Source organism: Ramlibacter sp. GS1-15 (assembly GCF_057785015.1).
On the sequence record NZ_JBYNTU010000001.1, the window covers coordinates 1601889 to 1617178 of the forward strand.

A 15290-nucleotide genomic window follows, 5' to 3' on the forward strand; every position below is an offset into this window, starting at 1 on the left:
GTCCCCAAATGACGATTGCTACTCTTTCCGTGCGAACGCGTGCATTGCTATCGCGGCTTGGAACAACGATCGTCTGACTGCGAGGGGCAAGTTCAGAATTGCCTTGATTCCTTCTTGGTCCTCGGACGTCGCGGGTGCAGTGGTAATCAACGGCTCCGGTGGGGTCGAGTCGCCTTCCGTCCAATCGATACGAAATGACAGGATGGTCTGGAGCTTCCTGGCTAACTGCTTGCCCGGCAGGTTGCGGTTGTTGATCCAGTAGCGCACGGTCTGGTCCGAAACGTCCAGGCGCTCCGACAATTCGCGCACGGAGATCTTGACCTTGTCCATCTGGCGCTTGATTTGCTCCCCAACCTTCATGTCGTCACACTCCTCAACTGAATGCTGCTTGAGTCATCATATCCAACACGTTGTGATCACAAGCAACGAACTCGTGTGGACGACAATAGCGAAGTGAGCAACCTGTTTGAGCGGCGCCCGCCAATTGAGAGAAGGACTACACCTGGGAGTCGGGCTGTCCCCAAGCCGTCCCCAAGGGCTGTCCCCAGAAACAAAAAAGCCTTGCGAGTCAAAGACTTGCAAGGCTCTCTGTGTACAAGTATGGTGCCCAGGAAGGGACTCGAACCCCCACGATGTTACTCGCTAGTACCTGAAACTAGTGCGTCTACCAATTCCGCCACCTGGGCTTTCAGGAACCAAGGATTCTAACATCAAAAACGTCAGTCATCTCACACCCCCGCACACCATCGGCCTTCTCGACGAATTCGAGGGCGTGATCCAGGGCCATCGCGACGGCCACGGCTACGTCGTCCGCGACGACGCCGAAGCCGACATCTACCTGCCGCCCAACGAGATGCGCGCGGTGCTGCACAAGGATCGCGTGAAGGTGCGCGTCGTGCGGCACGACCGCAAGGGCCGCCCGGAAGGACGCGTGGTCGAGATCATCGAGCGCCCGCCGCAACCGATCATCGGGCGCCTGCTGCACGAAAGCGGCGTATGGCTGGTCGCGCCGGAAGACAAGCGCTACGGCCAGGACGTGCTGATCCCCAAGGGCGCGACCGGCTCGGCGAAGGCCGGGCAGGTGGTGGTGGTCGAATTGACCGAGCCGCCCAGCCTCTATGGCCAGCCGGTGGGCCGCGTGAAGGAAGTGCTGGGCGAGATCGACGATCCCGGCATGGAGATCGAGATCGCCGTGCGCAAGTACGGCGTGCCGCACGAGTTCTCCGATGGCTGCATCGGGCTCGCGCGCGCGCTGCCGGACAAGGTGAGGCGCGAGGACAAGCGGCACCGCGTCGATCTGACCGACGTGCCGCTCGTCACCATCGACGGCGAGGACGCGCGCGACTTCGACGACGCGGTGTACTGCGAGCCGGCGAAGGTCGGACGCAGCAAGGGCTGGCGCCTGCTCGTGGCGATCGCGGACGTCAGCCACTATGTCGAGACGGGCAGCCCGATCGACGTCGACGCCTACGACCGTGCCACCAGCGTCTATTTCCCCCGGCGCGTGATCCCGATGCTGCCGGAAAAGCTCTCGAACGGGCTGTGCTCGCTGAATCCGGAGGTCGAGCGCCTGTGCATGGTCGCGGACATGCTGATCACCGCCAGCGGCGAGATCTTCGCCTACCAGTTCTACCCGGGCGTGATGTGGAGCCATGCGCGCTTCACCTACACCGAGGTGGCGGCCATCCTGGCGAACACGCGTGGTCCCGAGGCGGCGCGGCGCAAGGACCGCGTACAGGACCTGTTGAACCTGCACGACGTCTACCGCGTGCTGCTCAAGGCACGCGAGGTGCGTGGCGCGGTCGACTTCGAGACGACCGAAACCCAGATCATCTGCGACGAGAACGGCCGCATCGAGCAGATCGTGCCGCGCGTGCGCACCGACGCTCACCGCCTGATCGAGGAGGCGATGCTCGCGGCCAACGTCTGCGCCGCCGATTTCATCCAGCAAAGCAAGCACCCGGGGCTGTACCGCGTACACGAGGGGCCGACCCCGGAGAAGAAGGAAATCCTGCGCCAGTACCTGAAGGCCATGGGCGTGTCGCTCACGATCAGCGACGACCCGCAGCCCTCCGAATTCCAGCGCATCGCCGAGGCGGTCAAGGACCGGCCGGACGCGCAGCAGATCCACACCATGCTGCTGCGCTCGATGCAGCAGGCGATCTACACGCCGTTCAACAGCGGGCACTTCGGCCTGGCGTACGACGCCTATACGCACTTCACATCGCCGATCCGCCGCTACCCGGACCTGCTGGTCCATCGCGTGATCAAGGCGATCCTGAACGGCGAGCGCTACGAACTGCCCGCGCTGCCCACGCCCGGCGAGCAGCACGAGAAGCTGGTGCGCCGGCTGGCGACGCAGGCGGCGAAGTCGGCGCCGCACAAGGCCAAGAAGGAGAAGCCGGCCGCGCCGCCCAGCCGCGAGATGCTGGCGTGGGAAGCGGCGGGCATCCACTGCAGCGCCAACGAGCGGCGCGCCGACGAGGCGAGCCGCGACGTCGAAGCGTGGCTGAAGTGCAAGTACATGCGCGAGCACCTGGGCGAGGAATACGGCGGCGTCGTCACGGCGGCCACCAGCTTCGGGATCTTCGTCACGCTGGACCAGATGTACGTCGAGGGGCTGGTGCACATCACCGAGCTGGGCGGCGAATACTTCAAGTTCGACGAAGCGCGGCAGGAACTGCGCGGCGAGCGCACCGGCATCCGGTATGCGATCGGCTCGCGGGTGCGCGTGCAGGTCAGCCGCGTGGACCTGGACGGCCGCAAGATCGATTTCCGCCTGGTGCGCGAGGGCGAGGAGCTCGTTGCGCGTGCCTTGCGCGACAAGGGCGTGCCGCCGCCGGCCCGTGCGGGCAAGGGCGGCACGTCCAAGGCCTCGGCCAAGAAGGCCGGAAACAAGGGCGGGGAGAAGGCCGCCAAGACCGCAGCGAAGAAATCCGCCGCGAAGCCCAAAGGGCGCGCGCGGCGCTGAACACCACAACGAGGAGTACACACACATGGCAAACGACAAGGCAAGGGTGGCGATCGTCACGGGCGGCGGCTCCGGCGTCGGCAAGGCGGCGGCGCTGGCGCTGCTGCGCGACGGCTGGCGGGTCGCGGTGGCGGGCCGCCGCAAGGAGCCGCTGCAGGAGACGATCTCCGAATCCGGTGCGGGCGATCGCGGCTTGGCGATTCCCACCGACGTGACGGACCCGGCGCAGGTCCGCGCGCTGTTCGACGCGACGGTGAAGGCCTGGGGGCGCGTCGACCTGCTGTTCAACAACGCCGGCATGGGCCTGGGCCAGACGCTGCTGGAGGACATCAGCGACGACGACTGGAAGAAAGTCGTCGACACCAACCTCAACGGCATGTTCTACGGCATCCGCGAGGCGTTCCGGGTGATGAAGTCGCAGCAGCCCATGGGCGGGCGCATCATCAACAACGGCTCGATCTCGGCGCACGCGCCGCGGCCGAACTCGATCGCCTACACCGCGACCAAGCATGCGGTCACGGGCCTGACCAAGACGGCGTCGCTGGACGGGCGCAAGTACGACATCGCCGTCGGCCAGATCGACATCGGCAACGCGATGACGGACCTGGCCGCGCGCATGGCCAAGGGCGTGCCGCAGGCGAACGGCACGATCGCCGTCGAGCCGCTGATGGACGCGGGGATCGTCGGCCAGTCCATCCTGTACATGGCCAACCTGCCGCTGGAAGCCAACGTGCTGTTCCACACCGTGATGGCGACGAAGATGCCCTTCGTCGGTCGAGGCTAGGGCCGCAGCGCCTTCGCGAGCAGTGATGCGGTGAGCGTGCGGCCGGCGGGCCACTCGTCGGCGATGCCCCCGTGGTCGAACACCGCGCCTGACGCGGCCTGCAAGGCGTCGGTGTTCGCGGCGAGCCTCGCCGCGACCAGGCCGGCGAGCACATCGCCGGTTCCCGCTGTCGCCAGGCGCGCATTGCCGGTCGGGTTGATCTGCGGCACGCGATCGGGGGCGCACACGATCGAGCCCGATCCCTTCAGCACCACGACGCACCCGAAGCGAAAGGCGAGTTCGCGGGCAGAGGCGATCCGGTCGGACTGCACGTCCTTCGCGAAGCGGCCCAGCAGCCGCGCCGCTTCGAGCGGATGCGGCGTCAGCACCGTCGGCCGACCCCGCCGTCCGCGCGCCTGCAGCTGTGCCTGCAATTGCGGGTCGGCGGCGATGGCATTGAGGGCGTCGGCGTCGAGCACCAGCGCGCGCGAAGTGGAGAGGACTTTCGGCAACGGCGCACGCACGGCGTCGCCACCGCCGCAGCCGCAGGCGACGGTCATGGCCGCGAGATCCAGCGAGTCCCAGGCGCGCAGCATCAGCTCGGGTTGGGCGACGTCCACCGGCATCGGGTCGCCGAGCAGGCCGACGAAGACCCGCCCCGCGCCGGCGTGCAAGGCGCCCGAGGCCGCGAGCAGGGCGGCGCCCGTCATCCCCGGCCCCCCGCCGATCACCGCGACGTCGCCCCACGTGCCCTTGTGCGAGGCATGCGGTCGCGGGCCGGCAGGCGCGGGTCCGGCGAGCCACGCGGAAGGTGCGTGATCGCTGCTGTCGATGCCCAGATCGTCGAACCACACTTCGCCCGATGCGTCGCGCCCCTCGGCGGTGAATAGGCCCGGCTTCAGTGTGAGCAGGCTGAGCGTGTGGGTCGCCCTGACACCGTGGCCCGTGCCGGTGTCGCTCGCCAGGCCGGAAGGCATGTCGATCGCAAGAACAGGCACGCCCGCCGTGTTCATGCGGTCGGCCCAGGTGCCCATCGTCGCGCCCAGCGGCCGTGCAGAGCCGATGCCGAGCAGGGCGTCGATGGCCAGGTCGAACTGCGCCGGTGCCTCGCTCGCGACCGCAACGCCGGCCTCGCGCGCCCGTTGCAATGAAGCGCGGGCATCGGCAGGCGCCTTGGCTGGGTCGCCGGCCCAGGTGACCGTCACGGCCTTTCCCCAGAGATGCAGGTGTGTCGCCGCCTCGAAGCCGTCACCCCCGTTATTGCCCGGCCCGCAGGCGATCCAGACCCGCCTCGCGTGCGGCGCGATGGCCAGAGCCAGTCGCGCCACCGCCAGGCCGGCCCGCTGCATCAGGGTGTGCGGGGCAAGTGCTGCTGCCGCGACCTGCTCGATCGCGCGCGTGCCCGCAACGTCGTGCAGCGGCCAGGGTCGATCGGGGGTGACGCGGCGCATCAGCGCATCGTAGCGTTAGGCGGCGAGGCGCTCCACGCCGAGTCCCTCGACGTCGACATCGGGCTCGCGGCCGGACATCAGGTCGGCGACCACACGCGCGCTGCCGCACGACAGCGCCCAGCCGCTCGATCCGTGCCCGAGGTTGATCCACACGCCGGGGATGCCTGTGGCGCCGAGCATCGGCGGGCCGTCGGGCAGCATCGGCCGCGCGCCTTTCCACTCCTGCACCGTGGCGCCGCCGGTGTTCGCGAGCTGGGCCGCGCCCGGGAACCAGTCGTGCAGCACCTTGTAGAGCGTCTGGATCGAGTTGGCGCGTTTCTTCGTCGGCGAGCCGCCGATCTCGGCACTGCCGGCCACGCGCACGCGGTTGCCCATGCGCGAGATCGCGACCTTGTAGCGCTCGTCCATGATGCCGCTGCGCGGCGCGTTGAGCGGCTCGCGGATCGGCGCGCTGATCGAGTAACCGTACACCGGCGCGAGCGGCACCTCGAGCCCGAGCGGGCGCAGCAGCCGGGCGGAGTCGACCCCGCCGCACACCACGACAGCGTTGAAGTTCCACTGCGACGTCGCGCCGTCCGCGTTCGTCACCTGCAGCGAGCCCGGCGTCGCGGGATTGAGCGGCGCCACCGTGCTGTTGAACTCGAAGCCGACGCCGCGCGTCTGGCACTCGGCCTTGAGCTGCAGCGCGAACTGGCGACAGTTGCCGACTTCGTCCTGCGGCAGGTGGATGGCGCCGGCGAACTCCGTGTCCGTATTGAGCGCCGGCTCCAGTACGCGCGCTTCCTGCGGCGCGATCTCCTTGAAGGCGACGCCCGCGTCGCGCATCACCTGCAGGCCCGGCTCCACGAGCTGGCGGTCCTTGTCCGTGCGCAGCATGACCATGTAGCCGGTGCTGCGGTCGTAGTCCAGGCCGAAGTGCTCGGTGATGTCGTGCAGCCGCGTGCGGCTGTAGAACGCGAGCCGCTGCATGCGGGCCCGGTTCGCCGTGTAGGCCTGGAGCTCGCACGAGTGGTACCACTTCCACATCCAGCCGATGTCCGCGGCCGTCAGCGGCCAGCTCACGCGCACCGGCGCATGGTCGGACAGCAGGTAGCGCGCGACCTTCCGCGGCATGCCGGGCGCCGCCCAGGGCGTGACGTAGCCGGGCGCGATCACGCCCGCATTGGCGAAGCTGGTTTCTTCCGCCGCGGACGAGCGCCGCTCGAAGACGGTGACGTCGTGGCCGTCCACCGCCAGTTCGAAAGCCGTAGTGATGCCGATGATGCCGGCGCCGATGACGGCGATCCTCATCGCCGTCCCTGCCCAATTCGATTCATGAAGTGATTGCGTTCGCGAGCGCGGCTTCCGCTAGCCGCGCGATGTTCAGCACCGTGTCGTCGTGCATGGCACTTTGCCAGATCATGAGGCCCACCGGAAGTTCGTCGGGCGCGTGGCAGGGGATCGAGATCGCGCAACCATCCAGCATGTTCACGATGCTGGTGTTCCGCAGCAACAGCGCGTTGACGCGGAAGAACTCCTCGTCGCGCTCGGCTCCCGGAGCGACCTGCGCGATCGGCGGCGCGACGATGGGCACGGTGGGCGAGAGCACGGCGTCGAAGCCGCGCAGCGAATCGACGACCCGTGCGATCCATTCGCGCCGCGCGGTGACGAGCTCGATGTATTCGAAGGCCTTCATGCCGGCGCCGCGTTCGATGCGGGCGCGCACGCGCGGGTCGTAGCGCTCGCCCGCCCGGGCCAGCAGCTGCCGGTGCCAGGCGTAGCTCTCCGCAGCGGAGAAGCCGCCGGTGGCCTGGATGGTGCCCAGGTCGCGAATCGCGCCGAGCTCGATCTCCACCACGGCCGCACCGGCGTCGCGCAGTGCCTTCAGCGCGCGGTCGAAAGCGCGGGCGACGGTCGCATCGAGCGACTCGAGCATGCCCGTGCGCGCGACCGCGAAGCGAAAGCCCGAAAGCGGGACGTCGGCCAGCCTGACCGAGCGGTGGGCGAGGACCTCGTGCGCGAGGATGGCGTCGCGCACCGAGCGGGTCATGGCGCAGACCGTGTCGAGTGTGGTCGACAGGGGCACCGCGCCCTCGGTCGGCACCAGCCGCGCCGTGTTCTTGAACCCGACGATCCCGGTCAGCGCCGCCGGGATCCGGATCGAGCCGCCGGTGTCGGAACCCAGCCCGATGAACGCCGCGCCGGTGGCGACCGACACCGCCGCGCCGGACGAGGAGCCGCCGGGGATGCGGGCGACCTTCGGGTCGGCCGGGTTCGCCGGCGTGCCGAAATGCGGGTTCGTGCCTACGCCGGAGAAGGCGAATTCGGTCATGTTGGTGCGGCCGAGCAGGGCCGCGCCGGCGGCGCGAAGGCGGGCCACGGCTGGGCAATCGTCGGCGGCGGGCGCAGCGTCGCCCAGGGCCACGGAGCCGGCGGCCGTGACCTGGTCCCGTACGCCGAACAGGTCCTTGACCGAGACCGCCAAGCCCATCAGCGGATGCCCGGCCGAAGCCGAAGCGGATGCACAGGCCCGCGCTTCGTCGAAGGTCGTTTTCAGGAAAGCCCGGTCGCAGGCGGGCGACTGGGCGATGGCGATCGATTGCTCGAGTTCGGCAGTCGCGGTGGTCCTGCGGCGCGTCAGCGCTTCACGGATGTGGTGGAGGTCGGGGCGGGAGGTCGGCAAGGCGCAAGCTGCTATAATTTTTGGGTTTTGCCGGGTGGTGCTCTTCGAGCGTTGCCTCGAGTGCAAGACAAATCGCGAATCCAGCCCTCCAAGGTGTCGCGGCGGTTCTGCGAACTGCAGCGATTTCGGGCCGGATTTTAGACCCAACCTCAGGAAATCATCATGTCCGTGACCATGCGTCAAATGCTGGAAGCCGGTGTCCATTTTGGCCACCAGACGCGCTTCTGGAACCCCAAGATGGCCCCGTATATCTTCGGCCATCGCAACAAGATCCACATCATCAACCTGGAGAAATCGCTCCCGCTTTTCCAGGACGCGACCAAGTTCGTGCGCCAGCTCGCGGCCAACCGCGGCACCATCCTCATGGTCGGCACCAAGCGCCAGGCCCGCGAGATCGTCTCGGCCGAAGCCAAGCGCTGCGGCATGCCTTTCGTCGACCAGCGCTGGCTGGGCGGCATGCTGACCAACTTCAAGACGGTGAAGACCTCCCTCAAGCGTCTGAAGGAAATGAAGGCGCAACAGGAAGCCGGCCTCGAGTCCATGAGCAAGAAGGAACAGCTCATGTTCACCCGCGAGATGGCCAAGCTCGAGAAGGACATCGGCGGCATCCAGGAGATGAACAACCTGCCGGACGCCCTGTTCGTGATCGACGTGGGCTTCCACAAGATCGCCGTGGCCGAAGCCAAGAAGCTGGGCATCCCGATCGTCGGCGTGGTGGACTCCAACCACTCGCCCGAGGGCATCGATTACGTGATCCCCGGTAACGACGACTCCTCCAAGGCCGTCACGCTGTACGCGCGCGGCATCGCCGACGCCGTGCTCGAAGGCCGGGCCAACGCCGCCGCCGACGTGGTGCGCGCCGTGTCCGAAGGCGGCGACGAGTTCGTCGAAGTGCAGGAAGGCGCCGCCGCTTAAAGCGCCGGCTCCCGCAAGGCGATATGAAGGGGGCTTTCGGGCCCCCTTTCACATCCGAAAATTTCAGAAAGGCTAGGAAAGAGAAATGGCTGCAATCACCGCAAGCATGGTCGCCGAACTGCGTGGCAAGACCGACGCGCCGATGATGGAGTGCAAGAAGGCACTCACCGAGGCCGAAGGCAACATGGACAAGGCCGAGGAAATCCTGCGCGTGAAGCTGGGCAACAAGGCCGGCAAGGCTGCCGCGCGCATCACGGCCGAAGGCGTGGTCACTGCGTTCATCGAGGGCTCCACCGGCGCGATCCTCGAGACCAACAGCGAAACCGACTTCGTCGCCAAGAACGACAGCTTCCTCGCCATGGCTCAGGCCGCCGCGCAGCTGGTCGCCAAGCACAACCCGGCCGACGTGGCTGCGCTGTCGGCGCTCGCGTACTCGCAGGACGGGTTCGGCCCGACGCTCGAGGACGTGCGCAAGGGCCTGATCGGCAAGATCGGCGAGAACATGACGTTCCGCCGCTTCAAGCGCTTCGCCGGCGGCGGCAAGCTGGCCTCCTACCTGCACGGCACGCGTATCGGCGTCGTCGTGGAGTACGAAGGCGACGACGTGGCCGCCAAGGACGTCGCCATGCACGTGGCCGCCATGAAACCGGTCGCCCTGTCCAGCAAGGACGTCTCCGCCGACCTGGTCGAGAAGGAGCGCTCGATCGCCACGCAGAAGGCCGCCGAATCGGGCAAGCCCGCCGACATCGTCGCCAAGATGGTGGAAGGCTCGGTGCAGAAGTTCCTGAAGGAAGTCTCGCTGCTCAACCAGCCGTTCGTGAAGAACGACAAGCAGACCGTGGAGCAGATGCTCAAGGAAAAGGGCACCACCCTGAAGGGCTTCACGCTTTACGTGGTGGGCGAGGGCATCGAGAAGAAGGTCGACGATTTCGCCGCCGAAGTGGCCGCGCAGGTCGCTGCCGCCAAGCAAGCCGCGTAAAGAAGGGGGCAACCCCATTACACTCGACCCCGTATTCGAAAGGAGCCTCCTTCCATGACCGACGCCAAGCCGGCCCACAAGCGAATCTTGTTGAAGCTGTCCGGCGAGGCCCTCATGGGGGATGACCCCTTCGGCATCAACCGCTCCACCATCGTCCGCATGGTGGACGAGGTGGCCGAAGTCGTGAAGATGGGTGTCGAGGTCGCCATCGTCATCGGCGGCGGCAACATCTTCCGCGGCGTCGCGGGCGGCGCGGTGGGCATGGACCGCGCGACGGCCGACTACATGGGCATGCTGGCGACGGTGATGAATTCCCTCGCGCTGGCCGACGCCATGAACAAGGCGGGCCTGACGGCGCGCGTGATGTCCGCCATCGGGATCGAACAGGTGGTCGAGCCTTACGTGCGCCCGAAGGCGCTGCAGTACCTCGAGGAAGGCAAGGTCGTCGTCTTCGCGGCCGGCACCGGCAACCCGTTCTTCACCACCGACACCGCCGCCGCATTGCGCGGTGCCGAGATCGGCGCCGAGCTCGTGCTCAAGGCCACCAAGGTGGACGGCGTGTACTCGGCGGACCCGAACAAGGACAGCTCTGCCACGCGCTACTCGAAGATCTCCTTCGACGACGCCATGGCGCAGAATCTCGGGATCATGGATGCCACCGCGTTCGCGCTGTGCCGCGACCAGAAACTGCCGATCAAGGTCTTCTCCATCGTGAAGCACGGGGCGCTGCGCCGCGTGGTGATGGGCGAGGACGAAGGCACGCTGGTCTACGCCTGAGAAAAAGAGGAGAGCTGCATGAACACCATCCCCGAAATCAAGAAGCACGCCGAAGGCAAGATGGACCAGACCATCGCCGCCTTCAAGACCAACCTCACGAAGATCCGCACGGGCCGCGCCAACCCCGGCATCCTCGACACCGTGCACGTCGAGTACTACGGCTCGACGCTGCCGATCAGCCAGGTCGCGAACGTCTCCCTGCTGGACGCCCGCACGATCAGCGTGCAGCCCTGGGAAAAGGGCATGGCCGCCAAGATCGAGAAGGCCATCCGCGACAGCGACCTGGGTGTCAATCCGGCTTCCATGGGCGACCTCATCCGCGTGCCGATGCCGCCGATGAGCGAGGAGCGCCGCAAGGAGATGACCAAGATCGTGCGCCACGAGGGCGAGCAGGCCAAGATCGCGATCCGCAACCTGCGCCGCGACGCCAACGAGCACATCAAGAAGCTCGTGAAGGACAAGCACGTCTCCGAGGACGACCAGAAACGCGCCGAAGGCGACATCCAGAAGACCACCGACAAGCACATCGCCGACATCGACACGCTCATGCACGCCAAGGAGCAGGAGATCATGGCGGTCTGAGGCCGCGGTCGCCCGACATGACGCATCAGCGCATCCCGCATCACGTCGCGATCGTCATGGACGGCAACGGCCGCTGGGCGACCCGCCGGTTCCTGCCGCGCGTCGCGGGCCACAAGAAGGGCATGGACGCCCTGCGCGCGTGCGTGCGCCATTGCGGTGAGCGCGGCGTGAAGGTGCTCACCGTCTTCGCGTTTTCCTCCGAGAACTGGAAGAGGCCGGCCGACGAGGTGAACGGCCTGATGGAATTGCTGGCCATGGCGTTGTCGCGCGAGATCCCGCAGCTGAAGGCCGAGGGCGTGCGGGTGCATTTCATCGGCGACCGCGCCGCGCTGTCCGAGAAGGTGCGCCAGGGGCTCGATCACGCCGAAGCGGCGACGGCGGGCAACACGCGCCTGACCTTCAACATCTGCTTCAATTACGGTGGCCGCTGGGACATCGCGCAGGCCGCGGCCAAGCTGGCGACCCGTGGCGAGCCGATCACGCAGGAAAGCATGCATGCCGCCATGGCGCTCGCGCACGTGCCCGACCCGGACCTGATCATCCGCACCGGGGGCGAGCAGCGCATCTCCAACTTCCTGCTGTGGCAGGCGGCGTATTCGGAGCTGTATTTCAGCGACAAGCTCTGGCCCGACTTCGACGAGGCTGCCCTCGACGCTGCCTTCGCCGATTACGCGGCGCGCGAACGCCGCTTCGGCAAGACTTCGGAGCAGGTTGCGCCACCGGCACAGAAGGCGGCGTAAATGCTGAAGCAGCGCGTCATCACGGCCGTCGTGCTGCTGGCCATCCTGCTGCCCGCATTGTTCTGGCCGTCGCCCGTTCCGTTCACCGGCGTAGTGCTGGTGCTCATCGCGGCGGCGGGCTGGGAATGGGGCCGGCTGAATGGCCTGGGCTTCGGGCTGTCCCTCGTGATCGCGGCCGCCTGCCTCGTGCTGTGCGCCGGATCCTGGTACGCGGGCCTGATCGACCAGCCGCTCGGCGTGATCTGGGCGATAGCGGGCGCCTTGTGGGTGCTGGGCGGTGCCTTCCTGCTGCGCGTCGGCGTGGCGGGCTGGCCGCATGTCCCGCGCTGGATCCGGCTCGCCGTGGGCGTGCTCGCGCTGTGGGTGGCGTGGCTGGCCGTGGCGCAGGCCCGCGCGATCGGCATCAACTTCCTGCTCTCGATCCTGGTGCTGGTGTGGGTCGCCGACGTCGCGGCCTATGCGGCGGGCCGCACCTTCGGCCTCAAGTTCACCAGGAGCAAACTGGCGCCCACCATCAGTCCCGGCAAGAGCTGGGAGGGCGCCTGGGGCGGCATGCTGGGCGTGCTGGTCCTCGGTGTTGCCTGGGTGGTGGCCGACCGCTTCCAGGGCGCGGACGTCGCCAGCCTCTACTCGCGCCTGGCCGGCGCGGGCTGGTGGCTGTTGCCGATCGCCGCGGTCTTCCTCACGGCCATGAGCATCGTGGGTGACCTGACCGAGTCGCTCGTCAAGCGCAGTGCCGGCATGAAGGATTCCAGCAACCTGCTGCCCGGCCACGGCGGCGTGCTCGACCGGGTCGACGCGCTGCTGCCCACGCTGCCGCTGGCCATGTTCATCGCGGGGATGGTGTCGTGATGAGCGCCGCCCGGCCGCCGACCCGGCAACGCGTTGCGGTCCTCGGCTCGACCGGCTCGATCGGGGCCAACACGCTGGACGTGATCCGCCGGCATCCCGATCGCTTCGACGTCTTCGCATTGACGGCGTCCACCCAGGTGGACCTCATGCTGCAGCAATGTGCGGAGTTCCAGCCGGCTTTCGCCGTCATGGCCGGCGAGGCGGCGGGGCGCGAGCTGGCGCGCCGGCTCGAGGGCAGCGGGCTCGCCACCCACGTGCTGTGGGGCACGAAGGCGCTCGAGGAGGTTGCCTCGCACGAGTCGGTCGACAGCGTGATGGCGGCGATCGTCGGCGCGGCGGGGCTCGCGTCATGCCTGGCCGCCGCGCGCGCCGGCAAGCGCCTGCTGCTGGCGAACAAGGAGGCGCTGGTCGTGGGCGGCGAGCTGTTCCTCGCCGCCGTGCGCCAGGGCGGCGCCAAGCTGCTGCCGATCGACAGCGAGCACTCGGCGATCTTCCAGTCGCTGCCCGAGGACGCGTCGACCTGGGACTCGCGCGTCGAGAAGATCATCCTCACTGCATCGGGCGGGCCGTTCCGCACGCGCGACCCGAAGTCGCTGCGGGACGTGACGCCGGAAGAGGCCTGCGCGCACCCGAACTGGGTGATGGGCCGCAAGATCTCGGTCGACTCCGCGACGATGATGAACAAGGCGCTGGAGGTGATCGAGGCCCGCTACCTGTTCGGCCTCGCGCCCGGGCGGCTGGAGGTGGTGATCCATCCGCAAAGCGTCATCCATTCGATGGTGCAGTACCACGACAAGTCAGTGGTGGCGCAGCTGGGTACGCCCGACATGCGCGTGCCGATCGCCTACGGCCTCGCGTGGCCCGACCGTGTCGTGTCCGGCGCGCAGGCACTCGATTTCCATGCCTTGGCCGACATGACGTTCGAGGCGATGGACAGCCGCGGCCACCCGGAGCGCTTCCCGGGCCTGGCGCTCGCGTGGGAGGCGCTGCGCGCGCCGGCCGGCACCACGGCTGTGCTGAACGCCGCCAACGAGGTGGCCGTGGCCGCCTTCCTGGAGCGCGGCATCCGCTTCGACCAGATCCATCGCGTGAACCTTGCAACTTTGTCCGCGGTGGCGGCATCCAACCCGGAATCACTGGATGACTTGCTGGCCCTGGACGCGCGCGCGCGCGCCGCGGCCGGCGCCGAGATCGAACGGATCGCCACCTGATGCTCACCATCGTCGCCTTCGTCGTCGCACTGGGCGTGCTGATCGCGGTTCACGAATACGGCCACTACCGCGTGGCCGTGGCCTGCGGCGTCAAGGTGCTGCGCTTCTCGATCGGCTTCGGCCACACCATCTTCCGCTGGCGCCCGAAGCGGCAACGGCCGAACCAGGACACCGAGTTCGTCATCGGCGCGTTTCCGCTGGGCGGCTACGTGAAGATGCTCGACGAGCGCGAAGGGGAGGTGAGGCCCGAGGAGCGGCACCTCACGTTCAACACGCAGCCGCTGCGGTCACGCGCGCTGGTCGTCGTGGCCGGGCCGGTGGCCAACCTGCTGCTCGCCGTTCTTCTCTATTCGTGCGTCAACTGGTACGGGGTGGAGGAGCCGAAGGCCATCCTGGCCAGCCCGGTGGCCGGCTCGATCGCCGAAAGCGCGGGGCTGGCCGGCGGTGAAGTCGTCGAGGCGGGCGGCTTCGACGGCGAAGAGCTGCAGCCCCTGCGCTCGTTCGAAGACCTGCGCTGGCTCGTCACGCGCGGCGCGCTCGACGGCCGCGACGTGCGCCTGCAGGTGGCGGGCGGCTCGCGCCAGCCGGTGCTGCGCCTGTCCCAGCTTTCCACGCGCGAGGCCGACGCCCAGTTGTTCCGCCGCATCGGCATCCTGGGCCCGTGGACACCGCCGGTCGTGGGCGAGGTGATCGACAAGAGCGCCGCGCAGCGCGCGGGACTGCACAAGGGCGATGTCGTGATCGCCATCGGGTCCACCGCCATCGTCGACGGCCAGCAGCTGCGCGAGCGCATCCGCACCGGCGTCAAAGGCGGCCAGGGGCTGCGCGAAACCTGGCGCGTGCGGCGTGACGGCGCCGTCATCGAACTCGAAGCGCAACCCGAAGCGGTGCAGGAGGGCGACAGGACCGTGGGCCGCATCGGCGCCTACGTCGGCGCGCCGCCGCAATTCACCACCGTGCGCTACGGACCGCTCGAAGGTCTCGAGAAGGGCGCGTTGCGCACATGGGAGGTCTCGCTGCTGACGCTGCGCATGATGGGGCGCATGGTCATCGGCCAAGCGTCGATCAAGAACCTCTCGGGCCCGCTCACCATCGCCGATTACGCGGGCAAGTCCGCGAGCCTGGGCCTGACCCAATACCTCGTGTTCCTCGCCTTGATCAGCGTGAGCCTCGGGGTGCTGAACCTGCTGCCTCTCCCGGTGCTGGATGGAGGGCACCTGATGTATTATCTTTGGGAGGCCGTCACGGGCCGGAGCATCTCCGAAGCCTGGATGGAGCGTCTGCAACGTGGCGGGGTCGCGGTGCTGTTGCTCATGATGTCGATCGCGCTGTTCAACGACGTCACGCGCCTGTTTGGATAAACCTTGAAGTGCCGAGAAATGCGTCG

Annotated in this window: 14 protein-coding genes and 1 tRNA gene; 10 read left to right on the forward strand and 5 right to left on the reverse strand. The window is 67.9% G+C overall.

The window, feature by feature from the left end:
- Nucleotides 1-18 precede the first annotated feature (18 nt).
- Nucleotides 19-360 (reverse strand): helix-turn-helix domain-containing protein, encoded by a 342-nt coding sequence (locus tag AC3EF3_RS08080; protein ID WP_488531638.1) that lies wholly within the window; start codon nucleotides 358-360, stop codon nucleotides 19-21.
- A gap of 241 nt (nucleotides 361-601) precedes the next feature.
- Nucleotides 602-686: transfer RNA gene (locus AC3EF3_RS08085), tRNA-Leu, on the reverse strand.
- Between the two features lie 86 nt (nucleotides 687-772).
- On the opposite strand from AC3EF3_RS08085, the gene rnr reads away from it, so the two are divergent.
- A complete protein-coding gene (rnr, locus tag AC3EF3_RS08090; protein ID WP_488531639.1) occupies nucleotides 773-2971 on the forward strand; it encodes a ribonuclease R in 2199 nt (732 codons plus the stop codon).
- A gap of 25 nt (nucleotides 2972-2996) precedes the next feature.
- Nucleotides 2997-3755 carry an SDR family oxidoreductase gene (locus AC3EF3_RS08095; protein ID WP_488531640.1) on the forward strand — a complete coding sequence of 253 codons (759 nt, stop codon included), beginning with the start codon at nucleotides 2997-2999 and terminating at the stop codon, nucleotides 3753-3755.
- Here the strand turns inward: AC3EF3_RS08095 and AC3EF3_RS08100 are convergent.
- From AC3EF3_RS08100 to AC3EF3_RS08110, 3 genes are read right to left on the reverse strand one after another with little or no spacing between them, the layout of a single operon-like run.
- Nucleotides 3752-5185, reverse strand: coding sequence for an NAD(P)H-hydrate dehydratase (locus tag AC3EF3_RS08100; protein ID WP_488531641.1), 1434 nt, complete (start codon nucleotides 5183-5185; stop codon nucleotides 3752-3754). The genes AC3EF3_RS08095 and AC3EF3_RS08100 overlap by 4 nt on opposite strands.
- Before the next feature lie 15 nt (nucleotides 5186-5200).
- Nucleotides 5201-6475 (reverse strand): D-amino acid dehydrogenase, encoded by a 1275-nt coding sequence (locus tag AC3EF3_RS08105; protein WP_488531642.1) that lies wholly within the window; start codon nucleotides 6473-6475, stop codon nucleotides 5201-5203.
- 22 nt (nucleotides 6476-6497) lie between these two features.
- The gene (locus tag AC3EF3_RS08110; protein ID WP_488531643.1) at nucleotides 6498-7847 is read right to left on the reverse strand and encodes an amidase; all 1350 of its coding nucleotides are present in this window, start codon (nucleotides 7845-7847) and stop codon (nucleotides 6498-6500) included.
- Nucleotides 7848-8009: 162 nt separating this feature from the next.
- Between AC3EF3_RS08110 and rpsB the strand changes: the two genes are divergently transcribed.
- The 8 genes from rpsB (at nucleotide 8010) to rseP (ending at nucleotide 15264) form a co-directional block, all read left to right on the forward strand.
- Nucleotides 8010-8762: a 30S ribosomal protein S2 gene (gene rpsB, locus AC3EF3_RS08115; protein WP_488531644.1), complete on the forward strand. Its 753-nt coding sequence runs from the start codon at nucleotides 8010-8012 to the stop codon at nucleotides 8760-8762.
- A gap of 85 nt (nucleotides 8763-8847) precedes the next feature.
- On the forward strand, nucleotides 8848-9741 hold the full coding sequence (tsf, locus tag AC3EF3_RS08120; RefSeq protein WP_488531645.1) for a translation elongation factor Ts: 894 nt from the start codon (nucleotides 8848-8850) through the stop codon (nucleotides 9739-9741).
- 54 nt (nucleotides 9742-9795) lie between these two features.
- Nucleotides 9796-10518: a UMP kinase gene (gene pyrH / locus AC3EF3_RS08125; protein WP_488531646.1), complete on the forward strand. Its 723-nt coding sequence runs from the start codon at nucleotides 9796-9798 to the stop codon at nucleotides 10516-10518.
- Nucleotides 10519-10536: 18 nt separating this feature from the next.
- On the forward strand, nucleotides 10537-11100 hold the full coding sequence (frr, locus tag AC3EF3_RS08130; RefSeq protein WP_488531647.1) for a ribosome recycling factor: 564 nt from the start codon (nucleotides 10537-10539) through the stop codon (nucleotides 11098-11100).
- 17 nt (nucleotides 11101-11117) lie between these two features.
- On the forward strand, nucleotides 11118-11840 hold the full coding sequence (gene uppS / locus AC3EF3_RS08135) for a polyprenyl diphosphate synthase (protein WP_488531648.1): 723 nt from the start codon (nucleotides 11118-11120) through the stop codon (nucleotides 11838-11840).
- Nucleotides 11841-12692 (forward strand): phosphatidate cytidylyltransferase, encoded by an 852-nt coding sequence (locus AC3EF3_RS08140; protein WP_488531649.1) that lies wholly within the window; start codon nucleotides 11841-11843, stop codon nucleotides 12690-12692. It abuts the gene before it with no gap.
- Nucleotides 12692-13903 (forward strand): 1-deoxy-D-xylulose-5-phosphate reductoisomerase, encoded by a 1212-nt coding sequence (gene ispC, locus AC3EF3_RS08145; protein ID WP_488531650.1) that lies wholly within the window; start codon nucleotides 12692-12694, stop codon nucleotides 13901-13903. Before AC3EF3_RS08140 ends, ispC begins: the two co-directional genes overlap by 1 nt.
- Nucleotides 13900-15264, forward strand: a complete 1365-nt coding sequence (rseP, locus tag AC3EF3_RS08150; RefSeq protein ID WP_488533756.1) for an RIP metalloprotease RseP — start codon at nucleotides 13900-13902, stop codon at nucleotides 15262-15264. The genes ispC and rseP overlap by 4 nt, the downstream gene beginning before the upstream one ends.
- The last annotated feature ends 26 nt before the right edge of the window (nucleotides 15265-15290 follow it).